Genomic DNA, 13,199 nt, shown 5'->3' with positions numbered 1-13,199 from the left:
ATGTTTCGTCGGAAGCTGGTTTCTTGTTGAAAGCGAGGGGCAGCTGATTGCCGATGAAACGGTTGTATTGCTATTTTTATAGCCGAATCATAGTCCAACGCCGCGCCAGTGTAACTACCCGGACGGGTAGTCTCATTGACGCACGTCGGGGCGGCACGAACGGTCGCCGTTCGATCCAGAGAGTGGATCCGGTGGGCGCCAGCGTTCAATAGTGGATTAGCATGGAAAAAAGCCCTAGGATAGGCGGCGACGGTTCCATGGCGTCAGTTTCTGTCCTTCGGTCGGATCCGTCGATTATTCAGCCAGGTTGGGAATGACTGCCATGCAGATGCAGGACAGCGCATACGTGACGATGGACCAGTTGCGGGTCGGTTTGTACGTTTATATCGACCTGAGATGGTTCGAGCACCCGTTTGCGTTCAACAGTTTCAAGATCAAGGACGAAGAGCAGATCCGTTCGCTGCGCAGCCTGGGGCTGGCGCGGATTCGCTATGATCCGGCGCGTAGCGACAAGGCGACGCCGTCTGGCAGCGAGCTTGTCTTGGCGCCATCTGAAACGGTCGCCCCGGTCGCCCCGGTCGTCAAGGAACATCCGGCGCTGGCGGCGAAGCGTGCGCTGATCGAGAAGATCCGGGTGCAGCGTGAGGCTGCGGCGCGGATCGAATCGGCATTCGTTGACACCGCCCGAACCATTCATAACGTCGAGAAGAATCTTCTGACCAATCCGGCCGAGACCTTGCGCGAAGCCAACCAGTTGATCAGCCAGATTGCCGACTCGTTTCTCGATGCACCCGAACTTGCCATCCATGTGATGGGCGATAAGATCGGCAGCGAGGAGCTTTATTTTCACTCGCTCAACGTGACCATGTTGTCGCTGATGATGGCGCGCGATCTCAAATTGCCGGCGGAAGTGATGCAGTGCCTGGGGATGGGCGCTTTGTTTCACGACGTCGGCTGCCGTGAGATCCCGGACAAGATCCTCAAGAAAAGCGAACCCTGGACGCAGGCCGAACGTAACTACTACGAACTGCACTGCGCCTATGGCGCCGAAATTGGTCGCAAGCTTGGATTTGCGCCGTTGGCGATCGACGTCATTCAACAACATCACGAAATGGTTGATGGTAGTGGCTATCCCTCCCGTTTGAAGACCGATGCCATCAGCCTGTCGGCGCGCATCGTCGCCATCGCCAATTATTACGATGAGCTTTGCAACCCCTCGAACATCGCCAACGCGCTGACGCCGCACGAGGCGTTGTCGATGATGTTTGCCCGTTTGCGCGGGAAATTCGATCCCAAACTGCTGCAACTGTTCGTGCGATGCCTTGGCGTCTATCCGCCGGGAACGATCGTCCAGTTGTCGAATGGCGTGATCGGCATGGTGGCGACGATCAATACCGCCAAGCCGATGAAGCCGATGATCGTCGCCTATGACGCCGATATTCCCAAGGAGGAGGCCATTCTTATCGACATGGACGGGACGGTTGATGTCAATATCGTCAAGGCCATCCGGCCGGCCCAGTTGCCGCGGGAGATCTATGCTTATCTGAGTCCGCGCAAGCAGGTCAGCTATTATTTCGATGCCGGTTCTCCCAGCAAGGAGTCTGTCGCGAAATGATGGCGAGCGAAGCGCTCCTCCTCGATCATCTTGGGCAGATGATCTTCCTGGTCGAACCGGAGTCCTTGCGTATCGACTATGCCAATCGCGTCGTTGAGCGCATGCTCGGGTATTCGGGCGAGCAGTTGCGGGCGATGACGATTCTCGATGTCGAATGTTCACTGCAGGACGTCTTTTACTGGGAAGAGATACGGAACGGGCAGTTGTCTGCTATCGAAGCGCAGGAAGGCGTGTATCTGTGCGGCGACGGTTCGATGTGGCCGGCGACGAAAACGGTGCAGGTGATCGAGATGGAGGGGCAGTGTCGTCTGCTGGTGCAAGCCTCTCCGACGAGCGGTGTGGCGACGGCCGCCGAGAATCTCGCCTATACGATGTCGCAGCTTCGTGCGACGCTCGAATCGACGGGGAATGGCATTCTGGTGCTCGATTGGCAGGGCAAGGTCGCGAGCATGAACCGCCAGTTCAGTGGCATGTGGTCGATTCCCGAAGGATTGTTGCTGCGCCAGGATGATCAGGCGATTCTCGACTTCGTTGCCGACCAGTTGGTCGATGCCGAGGTGTGGCAGCAACGCATGCGCATCGTCGTCGATGAAAACGAAACTAAGGATTTGCTGCATCTGAAGAGCGGTAGCGTGTTCGAGTGCAAGTCCTTGCCGCAGTACCTCGACGAGCGCATCATCGGCCGAGTGTTCGCCTTCAACGATCTGACCGAACGGATCCGTATCGAGGACGATCTGATCGCTGCCCGACAGCGTGCGGAGATGGCCAATCAGGCCAAGGCGGCGTTTTTGGCAATGATGTCGCACGAAATCCGGACGCCGATGAACGGCGTCATGGGCATGACGACCTTGCTGTTCGATACGCCGCTCAACGACGAACAGCGTCGTTACCTCGACATCATTCGTTCGAGTTCCGAATCGCTGCTGTCGGTGATTAACGATGTGCTCGATTTCTCGAAGATCGAAGCGCATAAGTTGGCACTCGAGGCGATCGACTTCAGCCTGCCGTCCTTGCTTGAGGATTTCTCCGACCTGATGGCCTTGCGTGCGGCAGAAAAGGGGATCGAGTATGCGTGGGTTATGGATCGGGCGGTGCCTGAACGCGTCTGCGGCGATCCTGGCCGGGTGCGGCAGATTCTGACCAATCTGGTCGGCAATGCCATCAAGTTTACCGAGGTCGGTACGATTTCGGTGCGGGTGTCGCGTTTGCCCGATCGGGATGATGAGATCGTGCTGCAGATCGAGGTCAGCGATTCAGGCATCGGCATCGCAGAAGAGGATCTGCCGAAAATCTTTGCGCCGTTCGAACAGGCGGATTCATCGACGACACGTCGCTATGGCGGTACCGGACTGGGCTTGACGATCACGCGCCAGTTGATCGGTCTGATGGGGGGCGATATCAGTGTCGCCAGCCGTCTTGGCGATGGCACCTCGTTCGTCTTCAGTCTGGCGCTGCGTCGGGCCGCAGATCGACCGGCCTCGGCAGAAGGTGTGCTATCGACGGCGGCAGACGATGTGTCGATGGCGCGCGTGCTGGTTGTCGACGACTTCGAGGTGAGTCGTCAAGGCCTGGTGGAGCGCTTATGGCGCTGTGGCTATGCGGCCGACGCCGTCGGCAATGCCGAGGCGGCGCTGCTGGCGCTTCGGCATGCGCGCGATTCGTCGCGTCCCTATCGTGCACTGATCGTTGACCAGAGTCTGCCGGGGAACGAGGGCGAATCGCTTGGGCGACAGGTCGCCGTCGCCGAGGAATATCGCGGGATCGTGCTCGTGTTGTGCGTCGCCGCAGGCTTCCGTGGCGACGCTCAGCGCATCCATGACGCCGGATTTGCGGCATATGTGCACAAGCCGGCACGGAAGGCGGTGTTGCAGGAATGCTTGCAGCGGTTGACACATTCTTTCCCCGCGGAAGCGCCGACGCAAACGCAGCCAGTGGTTTCCGGGGCGCTACCGAACAGATCATGTCGACTGCTGGTGGTCGAGGATAATGCTATTAACATGGTGGTGGTCAAGGGGTTGCTGGGCAAATTGGGTTTCTCCCAGATCGACAAGGCTCGCGACGGCGTCGAGGCTGTCGATGCCGCCCAGGAGGTCTCCTATGATCTGATTTTCATGGACTGCCAGATGCCGCACATGGACGGTTACGAAGCGACACGCCGCTTGCGGGAACTGGGGGTCGGGACGCCGATCGTCGCCATGACGGCGCATGCGTTGAGCGGAGAGCGCGAGAAATGCCTGGAGGCTGGCATGGACGACTACTTGAGTAAACCGCTGTCGCTGGATCAGCTGAAAGAGTGTCTGGCACGGTGGCTGCCCGAATAAGGGGGGCGAACGAATCACGCAAGGATCGCAGCATTGCGTGCGACGTGCCGGTACCGGGGCGATCGCTTGACGCAGTGCGAAGGAATGCTATATTAATGACCGAATAGTCATTAACAGTCGATGGGGATATCCCATGAGCAATTCCTCCGAGCCAGTTGGCGCGCCGCGCAGGCGACGCAAGGAAGCGCGGCCATCCGAGTTGACGGCCGCCGCGCTGGCGCTTTTCGTCGAGAAAGGGTTCGCGGCGACGCGGCTTGAGGACGTCGCGGCACATGCCGGCGTTTCCAAGGGGACCCTGTACCTCTATTTCGATAGCAAGGAAGCCTTGTTCAAGGCGGTGATCGAAGAGGGGATCGTCGCGCGCTTCGTTGCTGCCGGCGAGCAGGCGGCAGCCTTCGACGGAACGGCGACGGATTTGCTGCAGCACCTGTTGCTGGCTTGGTGGGAGCAGATCGGCAGCACGCCGCTCGCCGGTGTCGCCAAGCTGATGATCTCGGAATCGCGGAATTTCCCGGAAGTGACGCGTTATTATCATGACAAGGTGATTGTCCGGGGGCGAGCTCTGATGCGTTCGGTGCTGGAACGGGGGATCGCCAACGGTGAATTTCGCGCCGTCGATATCGATTCGGCCATTGACGTGATTTTTTCCCCTTTGCTGATGTTGGTGTTGTCGCGCTTTTCGCTGGCGTTCTGTAGCGGAAGTGACGATCCCAAATCTTTCCTGAAAAAGCATATCGATCTCGTCCTGCGCGGCTTGTCGAAGGAAGAGGCCGGACGATGAGGGGAGAACGTACGGCGATGCTGGCAATGGCGTGTGTCGTCGCCCTTGTGTCGGGGTGTGGCAAGAGCGACGCGCCCCCCGAGCCGCAGCGGCCGGTCCTGACACGCAAGGTCGGTCTTCGCGGCGAGGCCGTCGGCATCGGGTATACCGGCGAGATACGTTCGCGTTACGAAACGCCGTTGGCATTTCGTGTGTCCGGCAAGATAAGCGAGCGTTTTGTGAACGTCGGCGATACGGTCAAAGCCGGCGACGTGCTGGCCCGGCTCGATCCTGCCGATGCACGCCTGGCGTTGGCGTCGGCGCAGTCGCAGGCGGATCTCGCCGCGGCGGAATTACGTCGCTATCGCGATTTGCGCGCGAAGAATTTCGTCAGCCAGTCCGTCCTCGACGCCAAGGAAACCGCATATGCCACGGCAGTATCGCAGGCGGATCTCGCGAAAAATCAGTCCGCCTATACCGTACTGCGCGCCGACAAGGCTGGCGTCATCGATCAGGTCAACGCCGAGATCGGGCAGGTCGTCGCAGCGGGGCAAGCGGTGATGCGTCATTCGCGTCTGGATACGCCGGAGATCGCCATCGCCGTGCCTGAATCCCGCGTCGCCGAGATTCGTGCCGGACAGTCGGCGAGTATTCGCCTATGGGCCGACGGACAGGCCGATTATCGCGGTCATGTGCGCGAGTTGGCGGCGGTGGCGGACGCAGCGACCCGCACTTATGCCGCGCGGGTGACGATCGATAATCCGGATGGCCGCTTCCGCCTGGGTATGACGGCGCGGGTCGAGTTCGCCAATTCCCCGGCACGCACCGCTTCGGCGCCGCATGCCATTCCGTTGGGCGCGCTGTTCCAGCATGAGGGGAAACCCGCCGTCTGGGTGGTCGGTGCCGACCAGACCGTGTCGCTGCGTCCGGTGGTCGTTCTGTCCTATGGCGAAAGCGAGGTTCTGCTCGCCAACGGTCTTCAGCCGGATGATCGCATCGTCATTGCTGGCGTGCATAAGCTGAGTGCCGGCGAGAAAATCCGGGCGATTGACGCGCAGGCGTCTCCATGAAGCAACTCAACCTGTCCGAATGGGCGCTGAACCATCGGACGATCGTAGCCTATCTGATGATCGTCCTGATGATCGGCGGGGCGATGTCCTATTTGAAACTCGGTCGCGCCGAAGATCCGGATTTCACCTTCAAGGTCATGGTCGTGCGTACCTTGTGGCCGGGCGCAACCGCGCGCGAGGTCGAACAGCAAGTCACCGAGCGCATCGAGAAAAAGCTGCAGGACGTTCCCTGGGTCGATGTCGTGCGGTCCAACTCGAAAGCCGGCGAATCGCTGGTGTTCATCGTGCTCAAGGATCGGGCGCCCAAGGCGGATGTGCCGGATGCCTGGTATCAGGTGCGCAAGAAGATAGGCGACGTGCGCCAGACCTTTCCGGCCGGCATCCAGGGGCCGTTTTTCAACGATGAATTCGGCGATACCTTCGTCAATATCTTCGCCCTGACCGGCGATGGCTTCGACGTCGGCCGGTTGCGCTGGGAGGCCGAGCGCATCGCCCGGGCCTTGCGGCATGTTCCCGATGTGAAGAAGATCGAGTTGGTCGGTGTACAGGACGAACGCATCAACGTCGAAATTTCACACCGCAAGCTGGCGACGCTGGGGATCGATGCGCAACTGATTTTCGATGCGCTCCAGCGACAGAATGCGATGGCGTCCTCGGGGTTTTTCGAAACCGAGTCGGATCGCGTCCGGCTCCGCGCCAGCGGTGCCTTCGGCTCGCTTGAGAGCGTGCGCGCGACGCCGATACAGGCGGGCGGCAGGTCCTTCCGGCTCGGCGACATCGCCTCGGTTTCGCGCGGCTTCGTCGAGCCGCCGGCGCCAGCCATGCGTGTGCAGGGGCTGCCGGCGATCGGCATCGCCGTCGCCATGGCCAAGGGCGGTGACGTGATTGCCCTGGGCCGGCAGCTACGCCACGAGGTTGAGCGGATGCAGCGCGACCTGCCGACCGGGATCGATGTGCATGTCATCGCCGATCAGCCGGAGATCGTCCGCCGTTCGATCGATCTCTTCGTCTCCTCGCTCGGCGAGGCGCTGGTCATCGTGCTGGCGGTGTCCTTTCTCAGTCTCGGATTGCGCACCGGCACGGTCGTGGCGCTGTCGATTCCGTTGGTGCTGGCGATCACCTTCCTGTTGATGGAGATCTTCGGCATCGACCTGCAGCGCGTTTCCCTGGGAGCGCTGGTGATCGCGCTCGGTTTGCTGGTCGATGACGCGATCATTGCCGTCGAAATGATGGTGGTGAAGATGGAACAGGGCTGGAACCGCTTCCGCGCAGCGACCTTCGCGTATACCTCGACGGCCTTCCCGATGCTGACCGGGACGCTGATCACGGCGGCGGCGTTCACGCCGGTCGGCTTCGCCAAGTCCACGGCGGGCGAGTATACGTTTTCGATTTTCGCCGTCGTCAGCATTGCGCTGATCGTTTCCTGGATTGTTGCCGTCATATTCACACCGTATATCGGCTACAAGCTGCTCGATCCCGAAAAATTGCGGGCGAAGGCCGCGACGCATGGCGACGACATCTACAACACGCGCTTTTATCGTGCCGTGCGCAGCGCCGTCGAGTTGTGTCTGCGCCGACGGGGATGGGTGATCGCGGCGACCGTTGCAGCCTTTGCGTTGTCGCTGCTGATTTTCAACAGCGGCGTGCAGAAGCAGTTTTTCCCCGCGTCCGAGCGGCTCGAGTTGCTGATCGACGTGTGGTTGCCACAGGGGAGTTCGCTGAAGGCGACCGAGGCGCAGACGCGGCGTATCGAGAATCTTCTCCTGCATGACGCCGAAATGAAGAAGTCGGTGAGCGATTTCGTCAGTTACGTCGGCAACGGCAGTCCGCGCTTCTACCTGCCGCTCGATCAGCAACTCTTCAACGACAACTTTGCGCAGTTCGTCGTGCTGACGCGCGATGTCGCGTCGCGCGAAGATCTCAAGCGGCGCCTGGAAGCCTATTTTGTCAGTGATAACGCCGATTGGCGCCAGGGCTTCGCCAACGCTCGGATTAGGGTACTCCGTCTCGAAAACGGGCCGCCGGTCGGCTTTCCCGTCCAGTTCCGCGTTTCCGGCGAAGACCTGCCGGCGTTGCGGAAAACTGCCGAAGCCGTGGCCGGCGTCATGCGAGCCAATCCGCATGTGCAGGATGTCAATTTCGACTGGAACGAAATGAGCAAGACGGTGCGCCTCGACATCGATCAGGATCGGGCGCGGGCGCTGGGGGTCAGTACGCTCGATCTGTCGAATGCGTTGAATCTTCTGCTCAATGGCCTGAGCGTGACGCAGGTGCGCGAGCGGGACGTGCTCGTCGATATCGTCGTGCGCGCGACCGGCGACGAGCGCATGCGCTTGTCGGAACTGCCTGACGTGGCAGTGCGTACGGCGTCCGGGCGTAGCGTGTCCTTGGCGCAATTGGTGAAGATCCGCTACGAACTCGAGGACGGCCTGATCGTGCGTCGGAACCGCCTGCCGACCGTGACGGTCCGCGCCGATATTCGCGGCGCCATGCAGGCGCCGGTGGTCACCGCCCAGATCAGTCCGCAGCTCGATGCCATCCGCGCGGCCTTGCCGCCCGGTTTTCGCATCGAGACCGGCGGTGCGACCGAGGAATCGGCCAAGGCCGAGGATTCGATCAAGGCGGTGATGCCGGTCATGGTCTTGCTCGTCATTACCCTGCTCGTACTGCAACTGCAGAATGTCCGCCGGGTCGTGCTGGTGCTGCTGACGGCGCCGCTGGGCTTGATCGGCGTGGCGTTCGCACTCTATGTCTTCAACATGCCGTACGGGTTCGTCGCCAATCTCGGCGTGATCGCCTTGTCCGGGATGATCATGCGCAACTCGGTCATTCTCGTGGACCAGATCGAGCAGGACGAAAAGTCCGGCCGCTCGACCTGGGAGGCCATCGTCGAGTCGACCGTGCGCCGTTTCCGGCCGATCATGCTGACTGCAGCGGCGGCGATCCTGGCGATGATTCCGTTGTCGCGTAGCGTCTTCTGGGGGCCGATGGCGGTGGCGATCATGGGCGGGTTGGTCGTGGCGACCGTGCTGACGGTGTTCTTTCTGCCTGCGCTCTATGCGGTCTGGTATCGCGTAAAGGTATAATCAACAGGATTCACACCAGAACATCGTCTTATCGGGGAGCGCCATGTCCGTCACGCCAGTATCCAACGAAACCGCCCGCTTCAACATGATCCAGCAGCAGATCCGCCCGTGGGAAGTGCTCGATCCGGTCGTCCTCAAGCTGTTGTCGGTGGTACGACGCGAAGATTTTGTACCGGACGCTTATCGCGATCTGGCCTTTGCCGATGTGGAAATTCCCCTGCGGCCCGGCGAAGCCCAGGCCTTGCCCGGACAATCGATGCTGGCGCCGCGCCTCGAAGCGCGCATTCTGCAGGAACTCAACATCCGCAATACCGATACGGTGCTCGAAGTGGGAACCGGCAGTGGCTTCATGGCGGCCTTGCTGGCAGCCAAGGCGGAATTCGTCTACAGCGTCGAGATCGATTCCGAACTCGCCGATCAGGCGCGGGCCAATCTGGCCAACGCCGGCGTCGTCAATGTCCAGGTCGAGACCGGTGACGGAGCACAAGGTTGGCCGGCCCATGCGCCGTATGACGTGATCGTGCTTTCGGCGTCCACGCCGGTGTTGCCCGAGGCGGTGTTGCAGCAATTGAAGGTCGGCGGGCGTTTGATCGCTGTCGTCGGCGAGGCGCCGGCGATGCAGTTGCAGTGCGTGACCCGCGTCAATGAGTCATCGTTCGCGACCAATGGCGTGCTTGAAACGGTGCTGGCGCCGCTCGTCAATGCGCCGGCGCGGAAGAAATTCGTTTTCTGAAGGGATCAAAGGGACTCCCCATGCGCATGAGTTTTCCGGCTCGAGGCCTGCCTCTCATCCTTGGGGCGCTGCTTTCTTCTTCTCCCGTCTTCTCGGCCGATATCCTCCAGGTTTATCGCGAGGCGCTCGTCAACGATCCGCAGTATGTCGCCGCGCGGGCGACGGTGGCGGCCGGGCGGGAAAAACTGCCGCAAGGCCTGGCTGGGCTGCTGCCGACGATTTCGGCGACGGGAAACATGACCGGTAACCGCAATACCTATACCGTCACCGGGACAACGCCCTTGGCAGCGCCGAGCCGCAATTTCAATTCCAACGGCTGGAACCTCAATCTGACGCAGCCGCTCTTCCGCTGGCAGAACATTGTTCAGTACGGGCAGGCGCAACTGCAGGTCGCCCAGGCCGAGGCCAATTTCGCCCAGTCGTCGCAGGACCTGATCTTGCGTGTTGCGCAGGCTTATTTCGACGTGCTCTATGCGCAAGAGAACCTGACCGCTGTGCGTGCCAGCAAGCAAGCGATTGCCCAGCAGCTTGAACAGGCCAAGAAGAATTTCGAGGTCGGGACCGCGACCATCACCGATTCGCAGGAAGCACAGTCGCGCTACGATCTTGCGACGGCGCAGGAAATCGCCGCGAGCAACGATCTTGAGGTCAAGCGCTATGCCTTGCGCGTGATCGTCGGCAAGGATCCGGGCGCGCTGAATCGTCTGCGGGCGCAGGCGGCGCTGGTGCCGCCACAGCCGGCAACCATGGATCGCTGGGTCGATGCGGCCGAAAAGGACAGTTTCGTCGTCCAGGCGCAGGAAGCCGCAGCCGAGGTTGCCGACAAGGAAATCGAACGCAACCGCGCCGGCCACTATCCGACGCTCGACCTGGTGGCCAATTACGGGCAGACCAACTCGATCTATTCGGTCGGTGTTCCCGGTGCGATGCTGGAGACTACCCCCCGTAACGTCGCCGTGCAGGTGAACCTGCCGCTGTTCCAGGGCGGTGCGGTCAATTCGCGCACGCGTGAAGCGGTCGCCAATCGCGAGGCGGCGCGGGCGAACCTCGACAACGCGCGGCGGACGGCGGCGCTGAGCGCGCGGCAATCCTATCTCGGCGTCGTCAACGGTCTGGCGCAAGTCAAGGCGCTCGAAGCGGCGCTGATTTCGAGTACCAGCGCGCTCGAATCGAACAAGCTCGGTTATGAAGTCGGCGTGCGCATCAACATCGACGTGCTGAACGCCGAGAATCAGGTCTATGTGACCAAACGCGATCTCTTCAAGGCGCGCTTCGATACGCTGATGGCACAGCTGAAGCTGAAGGCAGCGGTCGGTGCCCTGAGCGAGAACGACCTCGAAGCGATCAATCCGCTTTTCGAGACGCCCTGATTTCCTCGACCAATGCGACGGTTCGCGCCGTGGCGCCGCGATGCGCCTGGCTGAACTCGACGGCGGCCTGACGCATGGCGACGAGTACGTCGCGATCCTGTAATAAACGGGCAGCTTCTGCGGCGGCCGCGTCGGCGTCGGCAAGGCGGCGCGCTGCGCCGCAGGCGATGGCGTCTTCGGTTGCCTGGGCGAAATTGAAGGTGTGCTGGCCGACGAGCACCGGGCAGCCACAGGCGGCGGCCTCGATCAGGTTCTGTCCGCCGAACGGCAGGAAGGTCCCTCCCATCAGCACGATGTCGGCCGCGGCGAAGTACGCCGGCATTTCTCCCATGCTGTCGCCAAGCCAGACCCGGGTCCGGGTGTCCGGAAAAACGCCGCCGCTGCGGCGTTGCAGCGTCAGCTGACGGGTCCCGACCAGCGCCGCCACCGCGTCAAAGCGTTGCGGATGGCGCGGAACGAGCAGCAACAGCGCGTCTGGCGTGGCATGACGGATAAAGGCGTCGATGATCAGCGCTTCCTCGTCTTCGCGCGTGCTGGCGGCGAGCCAGACTGGCCGCGTGCCAAATGCGGCACGCCATTCTCCACCGAGCGCGAGTTTTTCAGCCGCCGGCGTCACGTCGAACTTGATGTTGCCAAATACGCGGACGTTCTCGGCGCCGATGACGGTCAGTCGTTCGGCATCGGCGGCGGTTTGTGCCGCGACGCCGGCAAGTTGTCGCAGTGCCGGCCGGATCAGCGGCAGGAAACGCTGGTAACCGCGCAGCGAGCGTGCCGACAGGCGCGCATTGACGAGCAGCAATGGTGTGCCGTGTGTCGCCGCCGAGGCGATCAGGTTCGGCCACAATTCGGTTTCCATGAGCAATCCGACCTTGGGCCGGAAGTGCGTGAAAAAGCGCGCGCAGGCGCCGGGCAGGTCGTAGGGCAGGTAGGCCTGGATCAGACGCTCGCCATACTTGCCGATCAATTCGCCACCGGTCGCGCGTCCGGTCGGCGTCATGTGAGTCATCAGCAGGTGATGGTCCGGATAGGCGGCGAGCAAGGCCTTGATCAGTGGTTCGGCGGCGCGGGTCTCACCGACCGAGACGACATGCAGCCAGATGAGGCGCTCGGGTGCCGGTTGCGGGTAACGGCCATAGCGTTCGCCGACCTTGTCGAGATATTCGGGTTGCCGGCGCGCGCGCCAGGCCAGGCGCAGCCAGACGAGCGGCTGGGCGAAAAAGAAAAGGAGCGTATAGACGAAGCGTGCCATCAGCGGAGTTCCTGTTCGGCGACCGCAAGTACCTGCGCGGCGGACGGCGGAGCGAGCCGGTTGCCGAGGTTACGGACGAAGCCCGGCCCATAGGCGCCGGTCAGCGCCGGGTCGGTGGCGGTGTAGATCGCGATCGTCGGCGTGCCGAGTGCCGCCGAAAGGTGCACGAGGCCGGTGTCGACGCCGAGCGTCAGTTGTGCGCGGCCGAGCAGCGCCGCGAGTTCACGCAGCGACAGCCGCGGCGCGACGATGGCGCCGGGAATGGCGGCGGCGAGGCATTCGGCGCGTTCGCGTTCGGCCGGACTGCCCGACGGAAAAACCGGGGCGATGCCGCGTTCGGCGAACGCCTTGCCGACGGCGACCCAGTCGGCTTCGGGCCAGAGCTTGTCGGCGCGGCTGGTGGCCGTCAGCATGGCAGCATAAGGCCCGATGCCGAGCCAGGGCAGCGCAAGCTCGGGCGTCACGATGCCATAGGACAGGGGATTATCGACGGGCAGGTCGAAGGCAGCGGCGGCCAGCCAACGATTGCGTTCGACCGCGTGCGCGTTGGGCGGAATGACGAAGGTCCGGTCGTAGGCGCGTGCCGCCAGCGGTTCGCGGGCGACTTCAGCCGCATAGCCGAAGCGTTCGCCGCGTGCCTGCCAGGCGATCAACGCGCTCTTGACAAGCCCCTGAGTGTCAAGAACGGCGTCATAATCATAGGCGCGCAGCCGTTGCCGGAAGTCGCCAATCTCGCGCCAGGTTGATGCATGCAGGAGCTGCCGGCGCCAGCGACGAATGGCGACGGGAATGACGTCGGCAACTTCCGGGTGGAGGCGAGGGATGTCGACGAAGGCTTCCTCGACGCACCAGTCGATTGCCGCTTGCGGGAAGGCGCGGCGAAGATCGCTCATGACAGGCAGATTGTGAACGACGTCACCGAGCGAGGAAGTTTTGATCAACAGAATGCGCATCAGAGAGTAAAATGACGGCAGCGGAAAGGCCGCATTATAAGA

9 protein-coding genes are annotated in these 13,199 nt (G+C 61.9%); 7 read left to right on the top strand and 2 right to left on the bottom strand.

The window, feature by feature from the left end:
* The first annotated feature begins 313 nt into the window (after window positions 1–313).
* From BLR25_RS01175 to BLR25_RS01145, 7 genes are all read left to right on the top strand, one after another.
* Window positions 314–1,615, top strand: coding sequence for an HD-GYP domain-containing protein (locus BLR25_RS01175; protein WP_245715441.1), 1,302 nt, complete (start codon window positions 314–316; stop codon window positions 1,613–1,615).
* Window positions 1,612–3,936: a PAS domain-containing hybrid sensor histidine kinase/response regulator gene (locus tag BLR25_RS01170; protein WP_091932192.1), complete on the top strand. Its 2,325-nt coding sequence runs from the start codon at window positions 1,612–1,614 to the stop codon at window positions 3,934–3,936. The genes BLR25_RS01175 and BLR25_RS01170 overlap by 4 nt, the downstream gene beginning before the upstream one ends.
* A 133-nt stretch (window positions 3,937–4,069) precedes the next feature.
* On the top strand, window positions 4,070–4,717 hold the full coding sequence (locus tag BLR25_RS01165; protein ID WP_091932188.1) for a TetR/AcrR family transcriptional regulator: 648 nt from the start codon (window positions 4,070–4,072) through the stop codon (window positions 4,715–4,717).
* Window positions 4,714–5,766 (top strand): efflux RND transporter periplasmic adaptor subunit, encoded by a 1,053-nt coding sequence (locus BLR25_RS01160; protein WP_091932183.1) that lies wholly within the window; start codon window positions 4,714–4,716, stop codon window positions 5,764–5,766. The genes BLR25_RS01165 and BLR25_RS01160 overlap by 4 nt, the downstream gene beginning before the upstream one ends.
* Window positions 5,763–8,852, top strand: a complete 3,090-nt coding sequence (locus tag BLR25_RS01155; RefSeq protein WP_091932179.1) for an efflux RND transporter permease subunit — start codon at window positions 5,763–5,765, stop codon at window positions 8,850–8,852. Before BLR25_RS01160 ends, BLR25_RS01155 begins: the two co-directional genes overlap by 4 nt.
* Before the next feature lie 43 nt (window positions 8,853–8,895).
* The gene (locus BLR25_RS01150) at window positions 8,896–9,585 is read left to right on the top strand and encodes a protein-L-isoaspartate O-methyltransferase family protein (RefSeq protein WP_091932175.1); all 690 of its coding nucleotides are present in this window, start codon (window positions 8,896–8,898) and stop codon (window positions 9,583–9,585) included.
* 20 nt (window positions 9,586–9,605) lie between these two features.
* The gene (locus BLR25_RS01145) at window positions 9,606–10,955 is read left to right on the top strand and encodes a TolC family outer membrane protein (RefSeq protein WP_091932170.1); all 1,350 of its coding nucleotides are present in this window, start codon (window positions 9,606–9,608) and stop codon (window positions 10,953–10,955) included.
* On the opposite strand, the gene waaA is transcribed toward BLR25_RS01145, so the two are convergent.
* Window positions 10,930–12,207, bottom strand: coding sequence for a lipid IV(A) 3-deoxy-D-manno-octulosonic acid transferase (gene waaA, locus BLR25_RS01140; protein ID WP_091932165.1), 1,278 nt, complete (start codon window positions 12,205–12,207; stop codon window positions 10,930–10,932). The genes BLR25_RS01145 and waaA overlap by 26 nt on opposite strands.
* Window positions 12,204–13,157 (bottom strand): lipopolysaccharide heptosyltransferase I, encoded by a 954-nt coding sequence (gene waaC, locus BLR25_RS01135; RefSeq protein ID WP_176785697.1) that lies wholly within the window; start codon window positions 13,155–13,157, stop codon window positions 12,204–12,206. The genes waaA and waaC overlap by 4 nt, the downstream gene beginning before the upstream one ends.
* Window positions 13,158–13,199: the final 42 nt, after the last annotated feature.

Source organism: Propionivibrio dicarboxylicus, assembly GCF_900099695.1.
Lineage (GTDB): Bacteria > Pseudomonadota > Gammaproteobacteria > Burkholderiales > Rhodocyclaceae > Propionivibrio > Propionivibrio dicarboxylicus.
This window is presented reverse-complemented; position numbering and strand designations above follow the sequence as displayed.